The organism is Tritonibacter mobilis (assembly GCF_001681715.1).
GTDB classification, from domain to species: domain Bacteria; phylum Pseudomonadota; class Alphaproteobacteria; order Rhodobacterales; family Rhodobacteraceae; genus Epibacterium; species Epibacterium mobile.
The window spans coordinates 34,973-60,357 of the sequence record NZ_LNWY01000013.1 but is presented as its reverse complement, the minus strand read 5'-3'; the positions used below and the strand labels follow the sequence as shown (position 1 = coordinate 60,357).

Sequence of the window (25,385 nt, the reverse complement as noted above, 5' to 3'; positions counted from 1 at the left end):
AAATCTATCCTTTGGCCTTCGCCGCTTTTTTCGCGCGCAGCATGTCCATCAGCTTGCGCGCGCGGCCGGGTTTGTTTGTCTGCTGGGCGCGTGCAATGGCAAGATCTCCGTCATCAACATCCTTGGTGACGATGGTGCCGGTCGCGGTCATCGCCTCATCGCCGACCTTCACCGGAGCCACCAGACAGGTATTGGAGCCGATAAAGGCCCGCGCGCCGATTTCCGTGCGGTGCTTCATCACGCCATCATAGTTGCAGGTGATAGTGCCCGCGCCGATATTTGTCGCCTCGCCCACAGAGGCATCGCCGATGTAGCTCAGGTGGTTGACCTTGGCGCCCGCCGCGATTTCGGCATTTTTGATCTCAACGAAGTTGCCCACATGGGTGTCCTCGGCCAGTTCCGCGCCGGGGCGCAGGCGGGCGTAGGGGCCGATCTTCGCGCCACGCGACACATGACAGCCTTCAAGATGCGAAAACGCCCGGATCAACGCGCCGCTCTCCACGGTGACGCCGGGACCAAAGACGACATTGGGTTCAATCACGCTGTCGCGCCCCACGATGGTGTCAAACGCCAGATAGACCGTCTCTGGTGCCATCAGCGTGACGCCGAGGTCCAACAGCTCCGCCCGCGCACGGGCCTGAAAGACCGCATCCGCAGTGGCCAGATCTGCGCGGGAATTGATGCCGAGCGTCTCGTCCTCGGGGCAGGCTACAGCCGTCACCGCAAGCCCGTCCGCACGGGCCAGCTCCACCAGATCGGTCAGGTAATATTCGCCAGAGGCATTGTCGTTGCCGACCTTATCTAGCAGGCGGAACATCACGTCCGCATCACACGCCATCAGGCCTGAATTGCAAAAGGTGATCGCGCGCTCGGCTTCGCTTGCGTCCTTGAACTCGACGATCTTCTCAAGGCTTTCGCCGTCCATGATCAACCGGCCATAACGTGCAGGGTCCGCAGCCTCAAAGCCAAGGATCACCAGATCAGCGCGGCTGCGGGCGGCAATCATGCGCTCCAGCGTGTCTGCCGACACAAACGGTGTGTCGCCATAAAGCACCACCACATCGCCCTGAAACCCCTCAAGCGCCGCACGCGCCTGCAGGACGGCATGACCGGTGCCAAGTTGCTCTTCTTGCAGAACCACGGCGGCATCCGGGTCGATCTCGGTGGTGGCGGCGCGCACCAGATCTGCCTCATGACCTGCCACGACCACCGTGCGATCCGGGTCAAGCGCACGCCCGGCGCGCATGGCATGTTCCAACATCGGAGCTTGTGCGATCGGGTGCAGGACTTTTGGCAAATCGGAATTCATCCTGGTGCCTTTGCCTGCGGCGAGGATGACGAGGGCAGTGCTCATGGGGTGTTTTCCCTTTGAGTTTTTGTTGCCCCCGTTCTATCCGCTAACAGAGGATGCGCAAGGTGCGTGACCATAAACTTCAGTTGCGACTTGCAATATCTGGCGGCGAATTTGCGCCGAAGCGGAGGACTTTTGATGCGCACAGTGATCTTTGACCTTGATGGCACCCTGGCCGATACCTCCGTGGATTTGTTGGCGGCGGCCAATCACTGCTTTGGCGTTATGGGGCTTGGTGACATGCTGACCCACCCGGAGGACGCCAAGATCGCGCTGCGGGGCGGCAAGCGTATGCTGACCGAGGGGCTGATCCGTGCGGGCCAGTTCAAGGACGCCACGGTCGAAGAATACTACCCCGTGCTGCTAGAGGCCTACCGCGATGGCATCGACACGCATACAGTGATGTATCCCGGCGCAATGGACGCGGTGGAGGCCCTGAAAGCGGCGGGCTACGGCGTCGGCATCTGCACCAACAAACCCGAAGCCTTGGCTGAGGAACTGATGCAGCGCCTTGGCGTGCGTGATGCGTTTGCGTCTCTCGTGGGCGCTGACACTTTGCCGGTGCGCAAACCGGACCCCAAACCGCTCTTTGAGGCTGCTCGCCGGGCCGGGGGCGCGCCAGAAATGTGCGTGCTGATCGGGGACAGCGACACTGACCGCAATACCTCAAAGAATGCAGGGGTGCCGTCAGTGCTGGTGACTTTTGGTCCGGCCGGGCCGGAAATGGCCGCGCTCAACCCCGAGGCGTTGTTGCATGATTATGCCGATCTGCCGGGGATCGTGGCGGAGCTGATTGGGGTCAACAACATCGGCTGACCCCGCATTGGGTCTCAGGGCGTCATGATTGCCGCGCGCTCGAACGCGGCCTCTGCGGTGGTCAGATCATCATAGACCAGACGGACCTTGATGTTTTGCACGGACCCCAGCTCAAAGCTGCGATAAGGCGCGCCGTCGCCGCTCTTGATTGCGCCGGGAGAGCCCTCATCGGCGTGGCATTTCGGCATGTCCCAGATTTCATACTCCCCCTCATTGATGGCCACTTCCATCTGCAAGAGCCCGCAGCGCCACGCCCACAGATGGGTCACATAGACCAGATCCTGCCCGTCATATTCACGCACCGCGACCCAATTGGCCTGCGTTGCGTTCAGCACCGGTTTCACCTCTGTGGCGGTCAGGAATTTGCCGGTCACAATCTGCGGTTCTGCGGTGAGGCTGGTGGTGTCCTGCGCCTCGGCTGCGGTGCTGTAGATCGCTGCCGCCAGCGCAATCGGGGTGAAAATGGAAGACATAAAAGGGCCCTTTCGCGGGTTCGGGTCATCGTTGCGCCCAAAGCTACCCTGAGCCGAAGGGCGAGGGAACCGCAAAACCTGCGGCAAGCTGGCATCCCGCGTGCTCTTGACCTTGGGCGGGCAGCGGATCATGACTTTGCTTATGACAGAGCGATTTACCGGAAACTTCACCCAGCAAGACCCCATCCCCGAGGAGGCCATCGCCGCCGCCGTCGAGGTGATGCGCCATGGGCGTATTCACCGCTACAACCTTGCCGGTGACGAGCAGGGCGATACCGCGCTTCTGGAGCAGGAATTTGCGCAGATCATGGGGGCAAAATATTGCCTTGCGGTGGCATCGGGCGGTTATGCGCTCGCCACCGCGCTGCGCGCCATCGGGGTGGGGCAGGGGGACAAGGTGCTGACCAACGCCTTTACCCTCGCGCCAGTGCCGGGGGCGATTGCTTCGGTGGGGGGCACGCCGATCTATGTGGGTGTGACCGAGGATCTGACCATCGACCTTGAGGATCTGGCGGCGAAGGCGCAGGACGCCAAGGTCTTGATGCTCAGCCATATGCGAGGGCATCTGTGTGATATGGATCGCCTGATGGAGATCTGCACGGCCGCCGGGGTCACGGTGATCGAGGATTGCGCCCACACCATGGGGGCCAGTTGGAATGGCACGCTGTCTGGGCGTCATGGATTAATCGGCTGTTACTCTTGTCAGACCTACAAACACGTAAACTCCGGCGAAGGCGGCCTGCTGATCACCGATGATGCGGAGGTCGCGGCCCGCGCCATTATGCTGTCGGGGTCTTATATGCTCTATTCCCGCCATTTGGCGGCACCTGAACCTGAGGTGTTTGAGCGGGTAAAATACGACACCCCTAATATTTCGGGCCGAATGGACAATCTGCGCGCCGCGATCCTGCGCCCGCAACTGCGTGATCTGAACACTCAGGTCGATCGCTGGAATGAGCGTTACCGCACGCTGGAGGCAGGTCTGCGCGACACGCCGGGCCTTACCGTGATTGAGCGCCCAGAGGCGGAGGTCTATGTCGGCTCTTCGATCCAGTTCCTGCTCTTGGATTGGTCGCCTGAGGCCGTCCAGGAGGTGCTGACACGCTGCGGTGCGCGTGGCGTGGAGCTAAAATGGTTTGGTGTGCCGGAACCTGTCGCCTTTACCTCGCGCTACGACAGCTGGCGCTATGCTCCGGCGCAAAGCCTGCCTGACAGCGACCGTATCCTTGCGGGCATTATAGACATGCGTGTGCCGCTGACCTTCAGCCTTGAGGATTGCGCACTAATTGCCCGCATCATCCGCGCCGAGGTCAGCGCGGTCTGGCAAGCTCAGGGCGCAGATGGCTGACCCTATGTCGCGCTAGACCGCGATTTGCGTGACCATGGACGGCTCCAGCAGTGCCCGTTGGTTTTTGAGCGCCCGCGCAATGAATTGTTTCTGACGCGCGTTTTGTGGAATGGGACGGGCGGGGGCGGTCAAAACACCGCCCACCGCTGCCAGTTCCGGGAACAGATAGGTGATCTCTGCCCGTGCCTCCGGTGTGACCGCCGAAAGAGAGCGCTCCGTGACCAGAAAACTCTCGCTCGGCGCGCCATTGGCATAGACCACCTCATGCGCATCAAACAGCATGTGAAAATAAGTCACCGGCTGCTCCGCCTCGCATAGGCTGACATCGGGATGATCCAAGAGGCGTGCCGCTGCGACAAAAACCTCGGCCTCGCCAAACATTCGCTCAGCAATCCGCGAGCGCACCAGCATACGATGCTGACGTGAGACATAGAGCGGCTGTTGCGGCAAGCCGCCGCCTAATGCGCCGCGTCCAATCCGCACCGGGCGCAGTTTCGGGTTCTGCGCGAGGTGCTGACGCGACAGCGGGCGCCGCCCCATCCAGCGCAGTGGCCTGAGCCCACGCGCGGTGACAATCATATCGCCGGGGCGCAGATCCTCAACGTGGCGTTGCCCCTGTGCAGTCTCAATCAGCGTGCCTGCGCAAAAACACACCATCATCTCCACATTGTCGATGATCGCGCCGAGGCTGTCGTTGGGGCCAAGCTCTGTGAAACGCAGGGTGTAATCGCCCGCAGCGGGGAAGGTGATGTCCAGCGACACCTGATTAAAGCTGTTGGTGGTGGGCAGAACCGTCATAGACGAGACAACATTGCCCGCATCATCAAGGATTTCGACCTCGAACCCCTCAATACCCGCATTGGAATTGGAGGCCGTGCGCAACGCCACATCAAAGGTCAGCTGCGTTGTGATCGGATTGTCGACGCTAAAGCTCTGCTGCATGACCGTGGTCTGGCCACGATGACCATCCAGTTCCGCCACGCGGTTGCCGGAGCCGCCACTGATGTAGGACGACTGATTATACGAGGCTTCGATATCGTTGCCCGTCCAATGCGCAGCACCGCTGTCAAACGTGCCATTCAGAATCAGATTGTGAAGCGGCATGAGACGTATCTCTCCCGTCGGGCCAAACTGTTTATGGTAACTTATTGGTAGGGGATATGGCCAAAGTGGGACCAAAAGTAACCCTTTGATTAAAAAATCAATCCAATGTGAAGTTTTCGACCCGCAAAGACCGATAGGCCGCCATTCCACCGCGCGCGTGTCCACAAATCCGTCGCGGCAGCAGCGGAACGAACATCGGCGTTGACCGATCTGCGGGGCTGTGGCATTTATTGAACAAGTGTTCATTAAATATCGTGACTCGGGAGGAGACGCGCAAATGTTCAACGCAAGCATGACATTCGATCTGGGCGAGGACGTAAACGCCCTGCGCGACATGGTGCACCGCTGGGCGCAAGAGCGCGTCAAGCCAATGGCGCAGGAGATCGACCAGAAGAACGAATTCCCCGCCGACCTCTGGAAAGAGATGGGCGAGCTGGGCCTTCTGGGGATCACCGTGGATGAGGAATATGGCGGCGCTGGCATGTCCTATCTGGCGCATACCGTCGCGGTCGAGGAAATCGCGCGGGCCTCGGCCTCGGTTTCGCTGTCTTACGGCGCGCATTCCAACCTCTGCGTCAACCAGATCAAGCTCAACGGCAACGCCGAGCAAAAGGCAAAATACCTGCCGCGGCTGATTTCCGGCGAACATGTTGGCGCGCTGGCAATGTCCGAGGCTGGCGCGGGCTCCGACGTGGTGTCGATGTCGCTGCGCGCCGAAAAGCGCAACGACCGCTATGTTTTGAACGGCAACAAATACTGGATCACCAATGGTCCTGACGCGGACACGCTGGTGGTCTATGCCAAGACCGATCCCGAAGCAGGCTCCAAAGGCATCACCGCCTTCCTAATTGAGAAAGAGTTCAAAGGGTTCTCCACCTCCAAACATTTCGACAAGCTCGGCATGCGTGGATCAAACACTGCCGAGCTGGTGTTCGAAGACGTCGAGGTGCCGTTTGAAAACGTGCTGGGCGAGGAGGGCAAGGGCGTGCGCGTCCTGATGTCCGGTCTGGATTACGAACGCGTGGTGCTGGCAGGCATCGGCACCGGGATCATGGCGTCATGCATGGATGAGATGATGCCCTATATGGCAGAGCGCAAACAGTTCGGCCAACCCATCGGAAACTTCCAGCTGATGCAGGGCAAAATCGCCGATATGTACACCGCGATGAACACCGCGCGCGCCTATGTCTATGAGGTCGCCAAGGCCTGCGACAAGGGCACGGTGACCCGTCAGGACGCGGCGGCCTGCTGCCTCTATGCTTCTGAGGTGGCGATGACGCAGGCGCATCAGGCGGTGCAGGCTTTTGGCGGGGCGGGCTATCTGAGCGACAATCCGGTTGGTCGGATCTTCCGCGATGCCAAGCTGATGGAAATCGGCGCGGGCACATCGGAAATCCGGCGCATGCTGATTGGGCGCGAATTGATGTCGCATATGAGCTGATGCGGATCGCCTACTGGATCCCGATTGCGGTGCTGGCATTGGTGCTGGCCGGCATCGGGTTCCGCTATGGCATCATTCGCCAAGGCATCACCGAGTCCGATGTGATCACGCATTACGCGCAAAAATATCTCGCGGATCACGCGGTTTCTGGGGCCGCTGGCCGGGCAAAGCTCAGCGATTGCGTGGCGCGGCCCGCAAAAGACGCCGGTTTCTGGACGTGGCTTGTGGTCACCTGTCGCCCTGATGGCACCGCCCAAGACGTGGGGTTTCGCTATCAGGTCAATTGGTTGGGTGGGCTGATTGATGTCACAAGGCTGGGGCAAACGCCGCCCACAACGCCCCAGACCTGAGAGAGGGCCGATTGCAGGCGAATACGCTTTGAAGGTTGCGACAAAAAAGGCGCCGCAGGCAGGCGGCGCCACTTGGATCAAACGCCGGGCGGGCAGGGCCAACCCGGCATCTGAAAGGGATCAGAAGCGGTGCACGTAAGAGACACCCACAGTGATCGGATCAATGCTCGCGGTGCCAATGGGGGCCCCGTTGAGCTTGGCGTCGGTGTCGATATCCATGTAGCGCACGTTCAGACGCAGCGCGCCCTGCTCAGAGATTTTCCAATCCGCCCCCACGGTTGCAGCAAGGCCAAAACTGTTGTCCAGATCCAGACGCCCCAGCGCAGTCTTTTCCGAGAAGAAGGTGGTGTAGTTCACACCCAACCCGACAAAGGGCGTGATCTTGCCGTTGGTGGGGATGTGATAGACCAGCGACAGGGTTGGCGGCAGATGTTTGGTGGACCCAATGTTGGTGCCGCCAAGCGCAATGTCATGCTCAAACGGGGTGGCTGCCAAAAGCTCGATGCCGAGGTTGTCGCGGATGAAGTACTCCGCCGTGAGCGACAGTTGGGTGTCGTCGTCAATCTTGGCCGCAGCACCGGCAAGGGTGCCATTGTCGGATTTTGGGTTCACGTTGATGATCCCGACACCGAAGGTCCAGTCGCCCTGCGATTGTGCCATGGCAGGGGCGGCGAAGCTCGATGCGGCAACGCCCAGAGCGAGGGCGGAAACCAGAGTTTTCATGGGGGTAATCCCTTCTTCAATCAGTACGTCGCGACAGTGCCACGTCAGCCGCGCGACATCTCTGATCCAGATCAAATTACCTCTGTCTTTCCCTTTGGAAAGACAGGGAAAAATCGCATATCAGCTATGCGCTACGTGCAGGGTTAAACATGACTACCAAACGCATCATTCCGGGGCTGACAGAGGCAGGCGCTTGGGACATTCCAGAGCGGCTCAATATGGCGGCGCAGGTGATGGATCACGCGGGTGATAAACTGGCGATCATCGACCTCACCTCCGGGACCCGCCGTGATGTGAGTCATGGTGATCTGGCCGTGATGGTCGATGGTCTGGCGCGCGCATTGCTGCAACGTGTCGCCCCCGGTGATCGGGTTGGCGTGCTCCTGTCTCAGTCGCCGTGGTGTGCGGCGGCGCATCTGGCGATCTGGAAGATCGGCGCCATTTCCGTGCCGCTCTTTAAACTGTTTCAGCACGACGCCCTTGCCAACCGGGTCGAGGATGCAGGTGCAAAATATGTGCTGACCGACCGGGAGGGCGCGGCGCAGCTTGGCGATCTGGCCGAGCCGCTGATCGCCGCAGAGATTGGCGTCGAGGGCGAAACGGTGCCCTTTGCCGATACTGGATCTGAGGACCCGGCGGTCATTATCTATACCTCCGGCACCACTGGAAAACCCAAGGGAGCCTTGCACGGGCACCGGATGCTGACAGGGCACCTGCCGGGCGTGTCAATCAGTCACGACCATCTGGGCCAGCCCGGTGATTGTCTCTGGACGCCTGCGGACTGGGCGTGGATCGGCGGGCTGTTTGACGTCGCCATGCCGGGGCTTGCGCTGGGCGTGCCGGTGGTGGCCGCGCGGCTTGATAAGTTCACGCCAGACACCTGCGCCGAGGTGATCCGCTTGGGCGAGGTGCGCAACGTCTTCTTTCCCCCCACCGCCCTGCGCATGCTGAAAGCGGCGGGGCAGGGGCTTCGGGCCTTGCGTTCCGTGGCCTCCGGCGGAGAGCCCCTGGGCGCGGAGATGCTCGCTTGGGGCCAGCATCATCTGGGCGTCACCATCAACGAATTCTACGGCCAGACCGAATGCAATATGACGGTGTCCTCCTGTGGCGCGGACTTCCCCGTGCGCCCCGGCTGCATCGGCAAACCGGTGCCGGGGCATGTGGTCGAGGTGATCGACGCAGACGGCCAGCCCACCCGCGAGGAAGGCGACGTGGCGGTGCGCCGTGGTTCCGGGTCTATGATGCTGGAATACTGGAACCGCCCCGACGCCACCGCCGAGAAGTTTCACGGCGACTGGCTGGTGACCGGGGATCGCGGCATTTGGGAGACGGGCTATCTGCGCTTTGTGGGGCGTGAGGATGACGTGATCACCTCTGCCGGTTATCGTATCGGCCCCTCCGAGATCGAGGATTGCCTGATGACCCACCCGGCCGTTGCCACCGTCGGTGTGGTCGGCAAGCCCGACGCCCTGCGTACCGAGATCGTCAAGGCCTATGTGGTGCTGAAACCGGACCACGCCGCAAGCGAAAAAGAGCTGCAAGACTACGTCAAAGAGCGCCTTGCCAGCTATTCCTATCCCCGCGAGATCGCCTTTCTGGAGGCCCTGCCGATGACGGTCACGGGCAAGGTGATCCGTAAGGAACTCAAGGCGCGGGCTGCGGGGGAGGAAGGTAGATAAACTTGTTTGGTAAATCTGATCTAAGCTGTCCACGTTGCGGAGCCGCACAGAACAATTTTGCGCTTAGAACAACTTTTAAGGGTGGCCTGAATTTCGTGCCAATGCAGAAGTTTTCAGGGTGCCCAAACTGTGGGGCGAGGCTGCGGTTGAAGTCGAGACTAGCCGAGACGGAGCTAGTTTTGATTCAGGTTGGGGTTCCGGTGCTGGCTATCTCTGCGTTCTTGTTTCTCGGTGGTGCTGGGCTTGTGGTGGGGTTGTCCTTCTTCACGGCATTCCTTGTTGTTTGGCAACTGTGGTCGAAATCTATCATGAACTTCTTCTTTGAAGTGGAGGAACTATGAAACTTCAATCCAAGGCAATGCCCTCCTCTGAAGGGTTCAAGGCAAACAAAGCTGCCCATCTCTCCGCACTGGCCGAGATCAGCGAGGCCGCCGAGGCCGCGCGCTTGGGCGGGGGCGAGAAATCCCGTGCCCGTCATGAAAGCCGCGGCAAGATGCTGCCGCGCCGCCGGGTGGCGAACCTGCTTGATCCCGGCTCGCCCTTTTTGGAGGTCGGCGCGACGGCGGCTCATGGCATGTATGACGGCGCAGCCCCGGCGGCAGGCGTGATCGCAGGCATCGGGCGCGTCCACGGTCAGGAGGTCATGGTGGTCTGCAACGACGCCACCGTGAAAGGCGGCACCTATTTCCCGATGACGGTGAAAAAACACCTGCGCGCGCAGGAGATTGCCGAGGAAAACAACCTTCCTTGCGTCTATCTGGTGGACAGTGGCGGTGCCAACCTGCCGCAGCAGGATGAGGTCTTTCCCGACCGCGACCACTTTGGCCGCATCTTCTACAATCAGGCGCGGATGTCGGCCAAGGGCATTCCGCAGATCGCCGTTGTCATGGGCTCCTGTACCGCAGGTGGTGCTTATGTGCCGGCAATGTCCGACGTCACCATCATCGTTAAGGAGCAGGGCACCATCTTCCTTGCAGGCCCGCCGCTGGTGAAGGCCGCCACGGGCGAGGTCGTCTCGGCCGAGGATCTGGGCGGCGGGGATGTGCACACGCGGCTTTCGGGCGTCGCGGATTACCTCGCTGAGGATGACGCCCATGCGCTGGCCCTCGCGCGGCGCGCGGTCAGCCATCTCAATCGCACCAAACCCCAAGGCGTGAACTGGCAGAGCCCCGAAGAGCCCGCCTATGACCCCGAGGAAATCCTTGGCGTGGTGCCGGGCGATCTGCGCACGCCCTATGACATCCGCGAGGTGATCGCGCGTCTCGTGGATGGTTCGCGCTTTGATGAGTTCAAACCCCGCTTTGGCGAAACGCTGGTCACCGGCTTTGCCCACCTCAAGGGCTGCCCGATTGGCATCATCGCCAACAACGGCGTGCTCTTCTCTGAGGCCGCACAAAAGGGCGCGCATTTCGTGGAACTCTGCAGCCAGCGCAAGATCCCGCTGGTCTTCCTGCAAAACATCACCGGTTTCATGGTGGGTCGCAAATACGAAAACGAAGGCATCGCCCGCCACGGCGCCAAGATGGTAACGGCGGTAGCCTCCACCAACGTGCCCAAGATCACCATGCTGGTCGGCGGCTCCTTTGGCGCCGGAAACTACGGCATGGCGGGGCGCGCCTATAGCCCTCGGTTCCTCTGGACATGGCCCAACTCGCGCATCTCCGTGATGGGCGGCGAGCAGGCGGCGGGCGTTCTGGCCACGGTGAAGCGCGACGCCATCGAACGGCAGGGTGGCACATGGTCCGCTGAAGAAGAGGCGCAGTTCAAACAGCCCACCATCGACATGTTCGCCGAACAAAGCCACCCGCTCTATGCCTCGGCAAGGCTTTGGGATGACGGCATTATCGACCCACGCAAAAGCCGCGATGTGCTGTCACTGTCGCTCAGCGCCGCCCTCAACGCCCCCATCGAGGACACACGCTTTGGCGTGTTCCGCATGTAACCTCTTCTAACCTCAAATATCCCGGGGGTCCGGGGGCAGAGCCCCCGGCCGCGACGGTCCCTCAAAAGGAGCACCGCAAGATGTTCAACAAGATCCTGATTGCCAACCGTGGCGAAATTGCATGCCGGGTGATGGAAACCGCCCGTCGTCTGGGTGTACGCACCGTCGCCGTTTACTCCGATGCCGACCGAGACGCCAAACATGTGGCGCTTGCGGATGAGGCTGTCCATATCGGTCATGGACCTGCCCCGGCGGATAGCTACCTGCTGCAGGACGAGATCCTCGCCGCCGCCAAAACCACCGGCGCGCAAGGCATACATCCGGGCTATGGGTTTCTCTCTGAAAACCCCGATTTCGTAGAAAAGGTCGAGGCCGCAGGTCTCGCCTTCATCGGTCCCTCTGCCAGTGCGATCCGCAAAATGGGTCTCAAGGACGCCGCCAAGGCTCTGATGGAAGAGGCAGGCGTGCCCGTTGTTCCCGGCTATCACGGTGACACTCAGGACGCGGGCTTCCTCGCCGAACAGTCCGAGAGCATCGGCTATCCGGTCCTGATCAAAGCGGTTGCAGGCGGCGGTGGCAAGGGTATGCGGCTGGTCGAGGACCCCAAGGATTTCAACGATGCGCTGGCCTCGGCGCAGGGCGAAGCCACCACATCCTTTGGCAACCCGGCGGTATTGATTGAAAAATATATCCAGAAACCACGCCATATCGAGGTGCAGGTCTTTGGCGACGGCACATCGGCGGTGCATCTCTTTGAACGTGACTGTTCGCTGCAGCGCCGCCACCAAAAGGTGATCGAAGAAGCCCCGGCCCCCGGCATGACCGAAGAGATGCGCGCCGCCATGGGGCAGGCCGCAGTGCGTGCGGCCGAGGCGATCGGCTATGCGGGCGCAGGCACGGTGGAGTTCATTGTGGACGGCTCAGACGGGCTGCGTGCGGACGGGTTCTGGTTCATGGAGATGAACACCCGTTTGCAGGTCGAGCACCCGGTAACCGAACTCATCACTGGCGTTGATCTGGTGGAATGGCAGTTACGCGTCGCCTCTGGCGAAGGGTTGCCCCTGCAGCAGGAGGATCTCTCCATCAGCGGTCACGCCTTTGAGGCGCGGCTTTATGCCGAGGACGTGCCCAAGGGCTTTTTGCCCGCCACCGGCACGCTCTCGCATCTGGCCTTCCCCAAAGGTGTGCGCGCCGACAGCGGGGTGAGGGCAGGGGACACCATCAGCCCGTGGTATGATCCGATGATCTCTAAGGTGATCGTACATGGCCCCTCCCGCGCTGCAGCGCTGCGCCAGCTGGATGACGCGCTGGCCCGCACCGAGGTTGCCGGAACTGTCACCAACCTTGCCTTCCTTGGCGCACTGACCCGTCACGCGGGCTTTGCCGCAGGCGACGTGGACACGGGCCTGATCGCACGTGATCTCGACGCACTCGCGGCAGCACCGGTCGCCAAGCCCGAGCATAAGGCCGCCGCAGCGATGGCTGCGCTTGATCTGATCGAGGCGCGCCCCGAGATGGGCTTTACGCTGTGGGCCGACCTGCATCGCTCCGTCACGCTGGAGTGGCAGGGCGAGCAGTTTGAGGCCACTGTCGAGGTCGACGGCCCCGACCGTCAGGACTGGACGATTGAGGGCGCGCATATCGCCGTGAACCGCATGGCCTCAGGCTGGGTGATTGGCAGCATGCCCCTGCCGCCCCTTTCGATCTGCGGCGACACGATCACGGTGTTTGATCACTACGGGCTGAGCTTTACGGTGATCGACCCGCTGGACCGCGCCGCAGGCGCCGCCGGGGATGGCAACCTGATCGAGGCCCCGATGCCGGGCTTGGTCAAGGCGGTCTTTGCCGAGGCAGGCGCTGCAGTCAAAGAAGGCGACCGGCTCGCGATCCTGGAGGCGATGAAAATGGAGCACTCTTTGCTGGCCGCCCGTGACGGCGTGGTTGCAGAAGTTCTTGCGCAAGCGGGCGATCAGGTGGAGGCTGGAGCAGCGCTGGTCCGGCTGGAGGAAGACGCCTGAGCCGCGCCCATGAACCGGGAGGAGCAAAACCCATGAAAGACCGCGTCGAGATCTTTGAGGTGGGCCCACGTGACGGGCTGCAAAACGAAAAGCGCGACATCCCCGTCGCCGACAAGGTGGCGCTGGTGGATTGCCTCAGCCGCGCAGGCTTTTCCCGGATCGAGGTGGCAAGCTTCGTGTCGCCGAAATGGGTGCCGCAGATGGCCGGTAGCGCCGATGTGCTGGCCGGGATCACCAAGGCCAAAGGCGTGCGCTATGCGGCGCTCACCCCGAATATGCGGGGCTATGAAGACGCACTGGCTGCGCGCGCCGATGAAATCGCCATTTTTGCCTCCGCATCCGAGGGGTTTTCGCAGGCCAATATCAATGCCTCGATTGCCGAGAGTATTGAACGCTTTGCCCCCATTCTGGAGGCCGCGCGCCATATCGACCTGCCGGTGCGGGGTTATGTCTCCTGCGTGACCGACTGCCCCTATGATGGCGCTGTCGCCCCCGACAAAGTGGCCGAGGTCGCGGATCGGCTGTTCTCGATGGGCTGCTATGAGATCTCGCTGGGCGACACCATCGGCAAGGCCACCCCCGACAAGATCGCCAAGATGCTGATTGCGGTCAAAGACGCCGTGCCAGTGACGCGGCTTGCGGGGCATTACCACGACACCGCAGGCCGGGCCGTGGGCAATATCGACGCCTCGCTGGCGCTGGGCGTGCGGGTGTTTGATGCCGCCGTGGGCGGGCTTGGCGGCTGTCCCTATGCGCCGGGTGCGGCGGGCAATGTCGCCACCGAGGTTGTGCACGAACACCTGACCCGGCTGGGCTATGACACTGGGCTGGATGGTAATGTCCTGCAGGAGGCCGCCGCCATGGCGCGCGCCCTGCGCCCCATTGCCGCCGATGCCTGACCCTTCATCATAATAAGGACCCTTTGGCCATGTATGACACGCTAACGCTCACGCGCGATGATCGCGGCGTGGCGACCCTGACGCTCAACCGTCCCGAAAAGCACAACGCCATGTCGGGACAGATGCTGCAGGAATTGCAGGATGCAGCGCGCGCGCTGGCTGCGGACCAAAGCGTGCGTGTGGTGGTCTTGACCGGCGCGGGCAAGAGCTTCTGCGCCGGGGGCGATCTGGCGTGGATGCAGGCGCAGATGGATGCGGATGCCGAGACTCGCGCCCGCGAGGCGCGGGTGCTGGCGGAAATGCTGAACCTTCTGAACACCTTGCCGCAGCCCTTGATCGGGCGGCTACAGGGCAACGCGTTCGGCGGTGGCGTGGGCATGGCCTCGGTCTGTGATGTGGCCATCGGTGTCGACAGCCTCAAGATGGGCCTCACCGAGACCCGCCTTGGCCTGATCCCCGCCACCATCGGCCCCTATGTCATCGCCCGCATGGGCGAGGCGCGCGCGCGGCGCGTCTTTATGTCGGCGCGGCTTTTTGATGCGTCGGAAGCGGTGGAGCTGGGCTTGCTCAGTCGCGCCGTTTCTGCCGACTCACTTGATGCCGCAGTGGAGGCAGAGGTAACTCCCTACCTCGATTGTGCGCCCGGTGCGGTGGCCGATGCCAAGGCTCTGGCCCGCGCACTGGGTCCTAAGATCGATAAATCCACAATCGATTTTACCATTTCCGCCCTCGTCACCCGCTGGGAGAGCCCGGAAGCGGTCGAAGGCATCAATGCGTTTTTTGAAAAACGGCGCCCCTCTTGGCGTGACAAATAAGGGGATTCATCCCCCTCGGGCGCAGCAAATTTGCGCCCGTTTTTCGCAGCTTAAAAACTGAGTGAAACCATAAGGTTTTAGGGTATTGTTGCACTGCTGCGAAACTGGCCAATAAAGCTTTTCACATTAACTTCCCCTTGGTTGACGGTCTGTAGGGACAGGAGTAGTAACGGCGCAAGTCAACACGCCAATTGACGGTGCACGAGCAGATCTTGCCGTGTGCGCGGAAAGGAGCCACTCGTGGAAGAGATGTTGCGGGAATACCTGCCCATTCTGGTGTTTTTGGCCGTCGCCATCGGCCTTGGTCTCGTGCTTATTCTTGCTGCCGTTGTTGTTGCGGTGCGCAATCCCGACCCTGAAAAAGTCAGCGCCTATGAGTGCGGTTTCAACGCATTCGATGACGCCCGCATGAAATTCGACGTGCGCTTTTATCTGGTCTCGATCCTGTTCATCATCTTCGATCTGGAAATTGCCTTCCTGTTCCCTTGGGCCGTTGGCTTTAAGGACATCAGCGATACCGGCTTCTGGTCCATGATGGTGTTCCTGGGCGTTCTGACCATTGGCTTTGCCTACGAGTGGAAGAAAGGGGCTCTGGAATGGGAGTGATGGCTGGCGCGAACACCGCAGGTGTCGACAAGGAAGTGGTCACTCAGGCCCTCAACGCAGAACTGCAGGACAAAGGGTTTCTGCTGACCTCTGCCGAAGATATCATCAACTGGGCGCGTACCGGATCGCTGCACTGGATGACCTTTGGTCTGGCCTGCTGCGCGGTTGAGATGATGCATACCTCCATGCCACGCTATGACGCCGAACGCTTCGGCATCGCGCCGCGCGCGTCCCCGCGTCAATCGGATGTGATGATTGTTGCGGGCACCCTCACCAACAAAATGGCCCCGGCGCTGCGCAAGGTCTACGACCAGATGCCAGAGCCGCGCTACGTGATCTCGATGGGGTCCTGCGCCAATGGCGGTGGCTATTACCACTACAGCTATTCCGTCGTGCGCGGTTGTGACCGGATCGTGCCGGTCGACATCTACGTGCCCGGCTGCCCGCCCACCGCAGAGGCGCTGCTTTATGGGCTGATGCAACTGCAGCGCAAGATCCGCCGCACCGGCACCCTTGTGCGCTAAGGGCAGGAGACACAGATGATTGAAGCATTGCAAGACCTTGGCCATCAGATCGAAGCCAAGCGCCCCGATTGTGTGTTGTCCTGGGACATCGCGCATGGCGAGCTGAATATCGACGTGAAACCGGCCAATATCGCAGGTCTTGTGGAGTTCCTGCGCGTGGACAGCGCTTGCCGGTTCTCCACCTTGGTTGACATCACCGCCGTCGATTACCCCGAGCGCACCAAGCGCTTTGACGTGGTGTATCACCTGCTGTCGATGTACCAGAACCACCGCATTCGCCTGCGGGTTGCGGTGCGCGAAGAGGACATGGTGCCCTCCATCGTGGATGTGCACCCCTCCGCCAACTGGTTCGAGCGCGAAGTCTTTGACATGTTCGGCATCCTGTTCACAGGTCACCCGGACTTGCGCCGCCTGCTGACGGACTACGGCTTTCGCGGCCACCCGCTGCGCAAGGATTTCCCGACCACCGGCTACACCGAAGTCCGCTATGACGAGGCGCAAAAGCGCGTGGTCTACGAGCCGGTGAAACTGGTTCAGGAATACCGCCAGTTTGACTTCATGAGCCCATGGGAGGGTGCCGACTACATCCTGCCCGGTGACGAGAAAGAGGGGGCGAAATGATGGACGGCTCCAAAGGTTTCGACGACGCCCAGACGGGCGAGCAGAAGATCCGTAACTTCAACATCAACTTCGGCCCGCAACACCCGGCGGCCCACGGCGTTTTGCGTCTGGTGCTGGAACTGGACGGCGAGATCGTGGAACGCTGCGACCCGCATATCGGCCTTTTGCACCGCGGCACCGAAAAGCTGATGGAGAGCCGCACCTACCTGCAGAACCTGCCGTATTTCGACCGCCTCGATTATGTGGCGCCGATGAATCAGGAGCATGCATGGTGTCTGGCGATCGAGAAACTCACCGGGGTTGAGGTGCCGCGCCGCGCGCAGCTCATCCGGGTTCTTTATTCGGAAATCGGGCGCATTCTCAATCACCTCTTGAACGTCACCACGCAGGCGATGGACGTGGGCGCGCTGACGCCGCCGCTCTGGGGCTTTGAAGAACGCGAAAAGCTGATGATCTTCTACGAGCGGGCGTGTGGTGCACGTCTGCACGCGGCCTACTTCCGCCCCGGTGGTGTGCATCAGGACCTGCCGGATGAGCTCCTCGATGATATCGACCTCTGGGCGATGGAATTCCCCAAGGTGATGGATGACATCGACGGCTTGCTGACGGAAAACCGCATCTTCAAGCAGCGTAACTGCGACATTGGCGTGGTTACCGAAGACGACATTCAGAAATACGGCTTTTCGGGTGTCATGGTGCGCGGCTCCGGCCTTGCATGGGATTTGCGCCGCGCGCAGCCCTATGAATGCTACGACGAGTTCGAATTCCAGATCCCGGTTGGCAAAAACGGCGACTGTTATGATCGCTACCTTGTCCGCATGGAAGAGATGCGCCAGTCGCTGTCGATCATCCGTCAGGCCATCGCAAAACTGCGCGAGGCCACGGGCGACGTCATGGCGCGGGGCAAGATCAGCCCGCCCAAACGCAGCGATATGAAAACCTCGATGGAGAGCCTGATCCACCACTTCAAGCTCTACACCGAAGGCTTCCACGTCCCCGAGGGCGAGGTCTACGCCGCGGTTGAGGCCCCCAAGGGCGAATTCGGCGTCTATCTGGTGGCGGATGGCACCAACAAACCCTATCGCGCCAAGCTGCGCGCGCCGGGGTTCTTGCACCTTCAGGCGATGGATTACGTCGCCAAGGGCCACCAACTCGCGGATGTTGCCGCAATTATTGGAACCATGGACATCGTGTTCGGGGAGATTGACCGATGACACTGCGCGCTCTTATTGCAGGGGTTTCCCTGTGCCTCATCGGCCAAACCGCACTGGCAGAGAAATCCTTGGCGGATCTCATCGCCGAGTCTGTCGGCTATGTGCATGTGCGCGAGGGCGTGATCCTCGTCGAGGATGAGTATGATGAATACATCTGCCGCCTGAACGCCACCGATGCCGCTTTCGACGCCAAAGCCGCTGGTCAGGAGATTCCCGAAGGGGCGCTTACATCGACCTGCATTCTGCTTGAGGAGTTCGACAAGTAATGCTGCGCCGTCTGCACCACGAACAACCCGACAGCTTCGCTTTTACGCCCGCTAATCAGGCTTGGGCAGAGGCGCAAATAACCAAATACCCCGAGGGCCGTCAGGCCTCGGCGGTGATCCCGATCCTGTGGCGCGCGCAGGAACAAGAGGGTTGGGTCACCAAACCCGCGCTGGAATATGTCGCCGATATGCTCGGTATGGCCTATATCCGCGTGCTGGAGGTGGCCTCCTTCTACTTTATGTTCCAGCTGCAACCGACCGGTTCTGTTGCGCATATTCAGGTTTGCGGCACCACCTCCTGCATGATCTGCGGCGCTGAGGATCTGATCGCGGTCTGCAAGGACAAAATCGCCGCAAAGCCGCATACGCTGTCGGCGGATGGCAAGTTCTCTTGGGAAGAGGTGGAATGCCTCGGGTCCTGCACCAATGCGCCGATGGCGCAAATCGGCAAGGACTACTACGAGGATCTGACCGCCGCGAGCTTTACCAAGCTGATCGACGATCTTGCTGCGGGCAAAGCTGTTGTGCCCGGTCCGCAAAATGGCCGCTACGCGGCAGAGCCAAAATCCGGCCTAACCTCGCTCAAGGACTATGATGCGGACAAGCCGCAGTATAACGCGTCTGCCGCGCTGGCGACCGAGCTTGGCGATGGTGTGAAGCGCATTCAGGGCGATGAAGTACCGCTGCTGACCCCTTGGGTCGGCAAAGATGGCGTGGTTGCCGGACGTGCTGCGGCAGAGCCCACTCCGGCAGCGCCCGAGCGCCCCAAGCCAGCGGCAAAGCAGGCCGAGGACGCCAAGAAAGAGGCCGCACCTAAGAAAAAAGCGCCGGTCAAGAAATCCGACGCCGCCACCCCGGCACAGCCCGAGGCCGCCGCCGCGAAGGTGACGGAGCCCAAGGCAGAACCTAAGGCTGAGGCGACCGAGACGGTCGAGGAAAAAGCACCCGAGACGCTGACAGCGGCGCGCGAGGGCGGGGCGGACGACCTCAAACTCCTCAAAGGGGTGGGGCCGAAGCTCGAACAGACACTGAATGAGCTAGGCTTTTTCCACTTTGACCAGATCGCCAAATGGACCGGGGCCGAGGTGGCTTGGGTTGATGCGCGCCTGAAGTTTAAAGGCCGCATCGAACGTGACGGCTGGATCGACCAAGCCAAGCAACTGGCATCCGGTGAAGAGACCGAGTTTGCCAAATCGGCCAAGAAAGACGGCCGTTATAAAGACAAATCATAATCGCAGATCGCGGCCATGGGCCGTGCGCTGTGGTCAAGGATGACTGGACCCGATGACGAAGGACGAACAGGATAAGGCCATTGCAGCCAAGGGGCGGCACATCTCGCTGGTGATCGCCGGCACGATGGTGGCCTGGCTGATCCTGTCGCTTCTGATCGGTCCCGCGATCGGCCTGCCGGGCCGCTATGCGCTGCTGTTCGATTTCGCCGCTCTGGCGGCGATGATCTATGCGGGCGTCAACATCATTCAACTCTGGCGCATGCGTCAGAACAGTCAAAGGTAGGCACACATGCTGAAGGATCAGGACCGGATCTTTACCAACCTTTACGGGATGCACGAACGCACGTTGGCGGGCGCACAAAAGCGTGGCCATTGGGACGGTACGGCGGGCCTCATTGAAAAAGGGCGCGACTGGATTATCCAAACCATGAAGGATTCCGGCCTGCGCGGGCGCGGCGGTGCGGGCTTCCCCACCGGCCTCAAATGGTCCTTCATGCCCAAGGAAAGCGACGGACGTCCGGCCTATCTGGTGATCAACGCCGATGAGTCTGAGCCCGGCACCTGCAAAGACCGCGAAATCATGCGTCACGATCCGCATACGCTGATCGAGGGCGCGCTGATCGCATCCTTCGCGATGAACGCGCACACCTGCTACATCTACCTGCGCGGCGAATATATCCGCGAGCGCGAGGCGCTGCAGGCGGCGATTGACGAATGCTACGACAAGGGTCTCTTGGGCAAAAACGCCGCAGGCTCCGGCTGGGATTTCGACGTCTTCCTGCACCACGGGGCAGGGGCCTACATTTGCGGCGAGGAAACCGCCCTGATCGAGAGCCTTGAGGGCAAAAAAGGCATGCCGCGCATGAAGCCGCCATTCCCGGCAGGCGCAGGGCTTTATGGCTGCCCAACCACCGTGAACAACGTGGAATCCATCGCCGTGGTGCCGACCATCCTGCGGCGCGGGGCGGAGTGGTTTGCGGGTTTTGGCCGTCAGAACAACGCGGGCACCAAGCTCTTTGCGATCTCCGGTCACGTCAACAACCCCTGCGTCGTCGAGGAAGCGATGAGCATTTCCTTTGAGGAACTCATCGAAAAACACTGCGGCGGCATTCGCGGCGGCTGGGACAACCTTCTGGCGGTGATCCCCGGCGGCTCTTCCGTGCCCTGTGTGCGCGGCGAGAAGATGCGCGACGCGATCATGGATTTTGATTACTTGCGCGGCGAGTTGGGCTCCGGCCTTGGCACCGCTGCGGTGATCGTGATGGACAAACAGACCGACATCATCAAAGCGATCTGGCGTCTGTCCAAATTCTACAAACACGAGAGCTGCGGCCAGTGTACCCCGTGCCGTGAGGGCACCGGCTGGATGATGCGCGTCATGGATCGTCTGGTCCGGGGCGAAGCAGAACTCGAAGAAATTGACATGCTCTGGGATGTCACAAAACAAGTTGAAGGCCACACCATCTGTGCATTGGGTGATGCAGCTGCTTGGCCCATTCAGGGTCTCATTCGCAACTTCCGCGAAGAAATCGAAGACCGCATCAAGGCTCAGAAAACGGGTCGCGTCGGCGTGATGGCAGCGGAATAACCTGAAGAGATGATAATGACCTCACGTTTTACTTTAACGCTGATATTGGCGGCCTCGGTCGGGCTTGCGGCCTGTGGCGGCAAAACCCGCGAGGACAAGCGCATGCGGTTCGACGGCATCGCGTTCCGCACAAGCGTCAAAGCGATCAACAAAAAAGAGACCCTCGCGAATTTCCGCGTCGAGGTGCGTGATGCGCTGCGATCCCAGCGTGGTGCGCTGGCGGCTGCCGATCACGAGGCCAAACGCTACTGTATAGAAAACTACGGCACCTCGCGGTTTGATTGGACCAACATCGCGCTGGACGCCGAGGGCAACTATAAGATCCAGCTCGACAAGAGCGATGCGATCTACACGGGAAGCTGCGAGTCTTGATGCGCAGATCGGCATATCATGGCCGGTTCGGCGGGGCGTTATTGAATAACAGCGCGTCTCACTCCTGTGGTTCTGTCAGAACCACAAAGGAGTCTGACATGTCTGAATCAATTGCCATTTCCCCGGCACGCACCGCTGTGATGGCCACCTCTCTGGCGGCTTTGGCGGCCCTGCTTCTGGCCTTTGGTGCCAGCGCGGGCGAGGCCAGGCCGTCGTTGCGCGATGTGCAGGAAATCGAGGATCCGCTCTTTGCCGTGGCCGTGGCCAGCGAAGTGGCCGATCAATGTGATCGCCTCGCGCCCCGCACGCTCAAAGGGCTGAACCAGCTCTATCAGATCCGCGCGCGCGCCAATGCGCTTGGCTACAGCGACGCTGAAATTAAGTCTTACATCAAGTCGGACCAGGAAAAATCTCGGATGCGCGCCAAGGGCGAGCGCTTGCTGCGGCAGGCAGGGGTCAAACTGGACCAGCCAGAAACATTCTGCGCCTACGGGCTGGCGGAAATTAAGAAAAACAGCGCGATCGGCGTGTTACTGAGGGCGAAATAGACCATGTCTGACCTCCGCAAGATCAACATTGACGGAACCGAGATCGAAGTCGACGGGGCGATGACCCTGATCCAAGCCTGCGAGCAGGCCGGGATCGAGATCCCGCGCTTCTGCTACCACGAGCGTCTCTCGATTGCGGGCAACTGTCGTATGTGCCTTGTGGAGGTCGTCGGCGGCCCGCCCAAGCCCGCCGCCTCCTGCGCGATGCAGGTGCGCGATCTGCGCCCCGGTCCCGAGGGGCAAGCGCCGCAGGTGAAGACCAATTCACCGATGGTGAAAAAGGCACGCGAAGGGGTGATGGAGTTCCTCCTGATCAACCACCCGCTCGATTGTCCGATCTGCGATCAGGGCGGCGAATGCGACCTGCAAGATCAGGCGATGGCCTACGGCGTTGACTTCTCTCGCTTCCGCGAGCCGAAGCGCGCGGTTGACGATCTGAACCTCGGCCCGCTTGTGGGCACCGCAATGACCCGCTGCATCTCCTGCACCCGCTGCGTGCGCTTCACGACCGAGGTCGCGGGCATCTCCCAGATGGGCCAGACCGGTCGCGGCGAGGATGCGGAGATCACCTCCTATCTGAACGAGACGCTGGATTCGAACCTGCAGGGCAATATCATTGATCTCTGCCCGGTGGGTGCGCTGACCTCGAAACCCTATGCCTTTACCGCCCGCCCGTGGGAACTGACCAAGACCGAGACCATCGACGTGATGGACGCGCTGGGATCGAACATCCGCGTGGACACCAAGGGCCGCGAAGTGATGCGCATTCTGCCGCGCAACCATGATGGCGTGAACGAAGAATGGATCTCTGATAAGACCCGTTTTGTCTGGGATGGTCTGCGTCGCCAACGTCTGGACCGCCCCTATGTGCGCGTGGAAGGCAAACTGAAGCCCGCCACATGGCCCGAGGCGCTGGAGGCTGTCGCCACTGCGATGAAGGGCAAGAAAGTCGCAGGTCTGATCGGTGATCTGGTCCCGGTTGAGGCGGCCTATGCGCTGAAAAACCTGATCGAGAGCCTTGAGGGTAAGGTCGAATGCCGCACCGATAATGCGCGTCTGCCCATCGGCAACCGCGCCGCATATGTCGGCACCGCCACCATCGAAGACATTGATAACGCCAAGTTTATCCAGCTGATCGGCACCGATCCTCGCAATGAGGCTCCGGTGCTGAACGCCCGCATCCGCAAGGCATGGCTCAAAGGCGCGCAAGTGGGGCTTGTCGGCCCTGCAGTGGATCTGACCTATGATTACGCCCATGTGGGCACCGATCGTGCCGCGCTCGAGGGGCTGTTGAACAAAGACTACGGTGCGGTGCTGGAGGCGCCCTCCGTGGTGATCGTGGGGCAGGGTGCTCTGCGTGAGGCTGATGGTCTGGCCGTTTTGGCCGCCGCGCAGAAACTCGCGGCAGATACCGGCTCCAAGCTGATGATCCTGCACAGCGCCGCCGCCCGTGTCGGTGCTATGGACATCGGGGCTGTCACCGAGGGCGGCGTAGCTGCTGCGATTGACGGTGCAGATGTGATCTACAACCTCGGAGCCGATGAGGTCGAAATTGATGCAGGCGCATTTGTGATCTATCAGGGCAGCCACGGCGACCGTGGTGCGCACCGTGCCGATGTGATCCTGCCTGGTGCAGCCTATACCGAAGAAAACGGCCTGTTCGTGAACACCGAGGGCCGTCCGCAGCTTGCCATGCGCGCAGGTTTTGCTCCGGGCGAGGCCAAAGAAAACTGGGCCATCCTGCGGGCGCTGTCGGCGGAACTCGATGCAAAACTGCCCTATGACAGCCTCGCGCAACTGCGCAAGGCGCTGATCAAAGACGTCCCGCATCTGGCCAAGGTCGATCGCGTTGTTGCCAATGACGGCGAGGCGCTGCCGGTTGAAAAACTCGGCAAGGCGGACTTCCTGCCTGCGGTCAAAGACTTCTACCTGACCAACCCGATTGCGCGCGCATCGCAGCTGATGGCAGAGCTCTCCGCTCAGGCCAAGGCGCGTCGCGACACGGCGATTGCGGCAGAGTGATCCGGGCGGCGCTCATATCGCTCGCGGGGCTTGCCCTCATGGCCTGCACGGATGTGTCGGGCGATGAGGTGAGCCGCGCCGCGCCCGATTATCTGGGCGTGGACACCAGCCTCCTCGATGGGGATCTGGTGCAGTTCCATGTCACCATGGACCGGGTTGGGGCGCTTGAGGATCTGAACGATTATGCCGATTGCGCGGCAGCACAATATGCGCTGATCCGGGGATACGGCTTTGCGCGTCATGTGCGCACAAAAACGAAACAAGAGGCTGGTATTTGGAAGGCCGATGCGGTCTACACCATCTCGCCAGCCTTACCGCGCGGTTTGCGCACGCTCGACGCCGAAGTCGTGGTGCAGGACTGCAAGGCAAACGGAATACCTACGGTGTGAGGACCCATGGCTGAATTCTTTAACACCCCAGGCGGCATTGCTGTCATCATCCTGGCGCAGACCCTGGCGGTTGTCGCCTTTGTGATGATCTCGCTTCTGTTCCTTGTCTACGGCGACCGTAAAATCTGGGCGGCTGTCCAGATGCGGCGCGGTCCCAATGTGGTGGGCGTCTATGGCCTGTTGCAGACCGTCGCGGATGCGCTGAAATACGTGGTCAAGGAGGTGGTCATCCCGGCTGGCTCTGACCGGACCGTGTTTATCATGGCGCCGCTCACCTCATTCGTGTTGGCGATGATCGCCTGGGCGGTGATCCCGTTCAACGACACATGGGTGCTCTCGGACATCAACGTCGCCATCCTCTATGTGTTCGCGGTCTCCTCGCTTGAGGTCTACGGCGTCATCATGGGCGGCTGGGCGTCGAACTCCAAATACCCGTTCCTTGGCTCCTTGCGCTCTGCGGCGCAGATGATTTCCTATGAGGTCTCCATCGGCCTCATCATCATTGGTGTGATCCTGTCGACAGGCAGCATGAACTTTGGCGACATCGTGCGGGCACAGGACGGCAATGCAGGCCTGTTTAACTGGTACTGGCTGCCGCATTTCCCGATGGTGTTCCTGTTCTTCATCTCCTGCCTTGCGGAAACCAACCGTCCACCGTTCGACCTTCCCGAAGCGGAGTCCGAACTGGTGGCAGGCTATCAGGTGGAATACTCCTCGACGCCGTTCCTGTTGTTCATGGCCGGTGAATACATCGCCATCTTCCTGATGTGCGCGCTCACCTCGCTGTTGTTCTTTGGTGGCTGGCTGTCGCCGGTGCCATTCCTGCCGGACAGCCCGCTGTGGATGATCGCAAAGATGGCGTTCTTCTTCTTCCTCTTTGCCATGGTCAAGGCCATCACCCCGCGCTACCGCTACGACCAGCTGATGCGTCTGGGCTGGAAAGTCTTCCTGCCGTTCAGCCTGATCTGGGTGGTCTTCGTGGCCTTTGCCGCACGTTTCGATTGGTTCTGGGGGGCGTTCGCCCGCTGGAGCACAGGAGGCTGA

27 protein-coding genes are annotated in these 25,385 nt (G+C 61.0%); 23 read left to right on the top strand and 4 right to left on the bottom strand.

Annotated elements, in window-relative coordinates; all coding sequences use genetic code 11:
• Positions 1-4 precede the first annotated feature (4 nt).
• On the bottom strand, positions 5-1,354 hold the full coding sequence (gene glmU, locus UB90_RS13440) for a bifunctional UDP-N-acetylglucosamine diphosphorylase/glucosamine-1-phosphate N-acetyltransferase GlmU (RefSeq protein WP_009178765.1): 1,350 nt from the start codon (positions 1,352-1,354) through the stop codon (positions 5-7).
• Between the two features lie 135 nt (positions 1,355-1,489).
• On the opposite strand from glmU, the gene UB90_RS13435 reads away from it, so the two are divergent.
• Positions 1,490-2,167: an HAD-IA family hydrolase gene (locus UB90_RS13435; protein WP_065326939.1), complete on the top strand. Its 678-nt coding sequence runs from the start codon at positions 1,490-1,492 to the stop codon at positions 2,165-2,167.
• Between the two features lie 14 nt (positions 2,168-2,181).
• Here UB90_RS13435 and UB90_RS13430 read toward each other — a convergent pair whose 3' ends face one another.
• Positions 2,182-2,640 carry a hypothetical protein gene (locus UB90_RS13430; RefSeq protein WP_065326966.1) on the bottom strand — a complete coding sequence of 153 codons (459 nt, stop codon included), beginning with the start codon at positions 2,638-2,640 and terminating at the stop codon, positions 2,182-2,184.
• A gap of 142 nt (positions 2,641-2,782) precedes the next feature.
• Between UB90_RS13430 and UB90_RS13425 the strand changes: the two genes are divergently transcribed.
• Entirely contained in the window at positions 2,783-3,988 is a 1,206-nt protein-coding gene (locus tag UB90_RS13425; RefSeq protein ID WP_065326965.1) for a DegT/DnrJ/EryC1/StrS family aminotransferase, read from the top strand.
• Positions 3,989-4,000: 12 nt separating this feature from the next.
• Here the strand turns inward: UB90_RS13425 and UB90_RS13420 are convergent, their stop codons facing one another.
• The gene (locus tag UB90_RS13420; RefSeq protein ID WP_065326940.1) at positions 4,001-5,092 is read right to left on the bottom strand and encodes a Hint domain-containing protein; all 1,092 of its coding nucleotides are present in this window, start codon (positions 5,090-5,092) and stop codon (positions 4,001-4,003) included.
• A gap of 277 nt (positions 5,093-5,369) precedes the next feature.
• Here UB90_RS13420 and UB90_RS13415 point away from each other — a divergent pair, with 277 nt between their 5' ends.
• Together UB90_RS13415 and UB90_RS13410 are read left to right on the top strand one after the other, a co-directional pair.
• A complete protein-coding gene (locus UB90_RS13415) occupies positions 5,370-6,533 on the top strand; it encodes an isovaleryl-CoA dehydrogenase (RefSeq protein ID WP_005643856.1) in 1,164 nt (387 codons plus the stop codon).
• A complete protein-coding gene (locus UB90_RS13410; RefSeq protein ID WP_065326942.1) occupies positions 6,533-6,883 on the top strand; it encodes a hypothetical protein in 351 nt (116 codons plus the stop codon). Before UB90_RS13415 ends, UB90_RS13410 begins: the two co-directional genes overlap by 1 nt.
• 120 nt (positions 6,884-7,003) lie before the next feature.
• Here UB90_RS13410 and UB90_RS13405 read toward each other — a convergent pair whose 3' ends face one another.
• Positions 7,004-7,606 carry an OmpW/AlkL family protein gene (locus UB90_RS13405; RefSeq protein WP_065326967.1) on the bottom strand — a complete coding sequence of 201 codons (603 nt, stop codon included), beginning with the start codon at positions 7,604-7,606 and terminating at the stop codon, positions 7,004-7,006.
• A gap of 149 nt (positions 7,607-7,755) precedes the next feature.
• Between UB90_RS13405 and UB90_RS13400 the strand changes: the two genes are divergently transcribed.
• From UB90_RS13400 to nuoH, 19 genes are all read left to right on the top strand, one after another.
• Positions 7,756-9,285 carry an AMP-binding protein gene (locus UB90_RS13400; RefSeq protein ID WP_065326943.1) on the top strand — a complete coding sequence of 510 codons (1,530 nt, stop codon included), beginning with the start codon at positions 7,756-7,758 and terminating at the stop codon, positions 9,283-9,285.
• 179 nt (positions 9,286-9,464) lie between these two features.
• A complete protein-coding gene (locus UB90_RS13395; RefSeq protein ID WP_157888767.1) occupies positions 9,465-9,626 on the top strand; it encodes a hypothetical protein in 162 nt (53 codons plus the stop codon).
• Complete coding sequence (locus UB90_RS13390; RefSeq protein WP_065326945.1) at positions 9,623-11,227, top strand: carboxyl transferase domain-containing protein; 1,605 nt, start codon at positions 9,623-9,625, stop codon at positions 11,225-11,227. Before UB90_RS13395 ends, UB90_RS13390 begins: the two co-directional genes overlap by 4 nt.
• Positions 11,228-11,307: 80 nt before the next feature.
• The gene (locus UB90_RS13385) at positions 11,308-13,245 is read left to right on the top strand and encodes an acetyl-CoA carboxylase biotin carboxylase subunit (RefSeq protein ID WP_065326946.1); all 1,938 of its coding nucleotides are present in this window, start codon (positions 11,308-11,310) and stop codon (positions 13,243-13,245) included.
• Positions 13,246-13,277: 32 nt separating this feature from the next.
• A complete protein-coding gene (locus tag UB90_RS13380; protein WP_065326947.1) occupies positions 13,278-14,144 on the top strand; it encodes a hydroxymethylglutaryl-CoA lyase in 867 nt (288 codons plus the stop codon).
• 29 nt (positions 14,145-14,173) lie between these two features.
• Positions 14,174-14,959 (top strand): crotonase/enoyl-CoA hydratase family protein, encoded by a 786-nt coding sequence (locus tag UB90_RS13375; RefSeq protein WP_065326948.1) that lies wholly within the window; start codon positions 14,174-14,176, stop codon positions 14,957-14,959.
• 240 nt (positions 14,960-15,199) lie between these two features.
• Entirely contained in the window at positions 15,200-15,565 is a 366-nt protein-coding gene (locus tag UB90_RS13370; protein ID WP_005618552.1) for an NADH-quinone oxidoreductase subunit A, read from the top strand.
• Positions 15,556-16,089, top strand: a complete 534-nt coding sequence (locus UB90_RS13365; protein ID WP_005618554.1) for a NuoB/complex I 20 kDa subunit family protein — start codon at positions 15,556-15,558, stop codon at positions 16,087-16,089. The genes UB90_RS13370 and UB90_RS13365 overlap by 10 nt, the downstream gene beginning before the upstream one ends.
• Positions 16,090-16,104: 15 nt before the next feature.
• Complete coding sequence (locus UB90_RS13360) at positions 16,105-16,710, top strand: NADH-quinone oxidoreductase subunit C (RefSeq protein ID WP_005618556.1); 606 nt, start codon at positions 16,105-16,107, stop codon at positions 16,708-16,710.
• Positions 16,710-17,924: an NADH-quinone oxidoreductase subunit D gene (locus UB90_RS13355; protein ID WP_005618558.1), complete on the top strand. Its 1,215-nt coding sequence runs from the start codon at positions 16,710-16,712 to the stop codon at positions 17,922-17,924. Before UB90_RS13360 ends, UB90_RS13355 begins: the two co-directional genes overlap by 1 nt.
• Positions 17,921-18,190: a hypothetical protein gene (locus UB90_RS13350; protein ID WP_009178764.1), complete on the top strand. Its 270-nt coding sequence runs from the start codon at positions 17,921-17,923 to the stop codon at positions 18,188-18,190. The genes UB90_RS13355 and UB90_RS13350 overlap by 4 nt, the downstream gene beginning before the upstream one ends.
• Positions 18,190-19,422 (top strand): NADH-quinone oxidoreductase subunit E, encoded by a 1,233-nt coding sequence (locus tag UB90_RS13345; RefSeq protein WP_065326949.1) that lies wholly within the window; start codon positions 18,190-18,192, stop codon positions 19,420-19,422. Before UB90_RS13350 ends, UB90_RS13345 begins: the two co-directional genes overlap by 1 nt.
• Positions 19,423-19,474: 52 nt before the next feature.
• Positions 19,475-19,705, top strand: a complete 231-nt coding sequence (locus UB90_RS13340) for a DUF5337 domain-containing protein (RefSeq protein WP_065326950.1) — start codon at positions 19,475-19,477, stop codon at positions 19,703-19,705.
• A gap of 6 nt (positions 19,706-19,711) precedes the next feature.
• Positions 19,712-21,010, top strand: a complete 1,299-nt coding sequence (nuoF, locus tag UB90_RS13335) for an NADH-quinone oxidoreductase subunit NuoF (protein ID WP_005618566.1) — start codon at positions 19,712-19,714, stop codon at positions 21,008-21,010.
• Between the two features lie 15 nt (positions 21,011-21,025).
• Positions 21,026-21,382, top strand: a complete 357-nt coding sequence (locus UB90_RS13330; protein WP_005618568.1) for a hypothetical protein — start codon at positions 21,026-21,028, stop codon at positions 21,380-21,382.
• Between the two features lie 98 nt (positions 21,383-21,480).
• Entirely contained in the window at positions 21,481-21,930 is a 450-nt protein-coding gene (locus tag UB90_RS13325; protein WP_172599682.1) for a DUF5333 domain-containing protein, read from the top strand.
• 3 nt (positions 21,931-21,933) lie between these two features.
• Positions 21,934-23,952, top strand: coding sequence for an NADH-quinone oxidoreductase subunit NuoG (gene nuoG / locus UB90_RS13320; protein WP_065326951.1), 2,019 nt, complete (start codon positions 21,934-21,936; stop codon positions 23,950-23,952).
• Positions 23,949-24,341, top strand: a complete 393-nt coding sequence (locus tag UB90_RS13315) for a hypothetical protein (RefSeq protein ID WP_005624612.1) — start codon at positions 23,949-23,951, stop codon at positions 24,339-24,341. The genes nuoG and UB90_RS13315 overlap by 4 nt, the downstream gene beginning before the upstream one ends.
• A gap of 6 nt (positions 24,342-24,347) precedes the next feature.
• Complete coding sequence (gene nuoH, locus UB90_RS13310; protein ID WP_009178756.1) at positions 24,348-25,385, top strand: NADH-quinone oxidoreductase subunit NuoH; 1,038 nt, start codon at positions 24,348-24,350, stop codon at positions 25,383-25,385.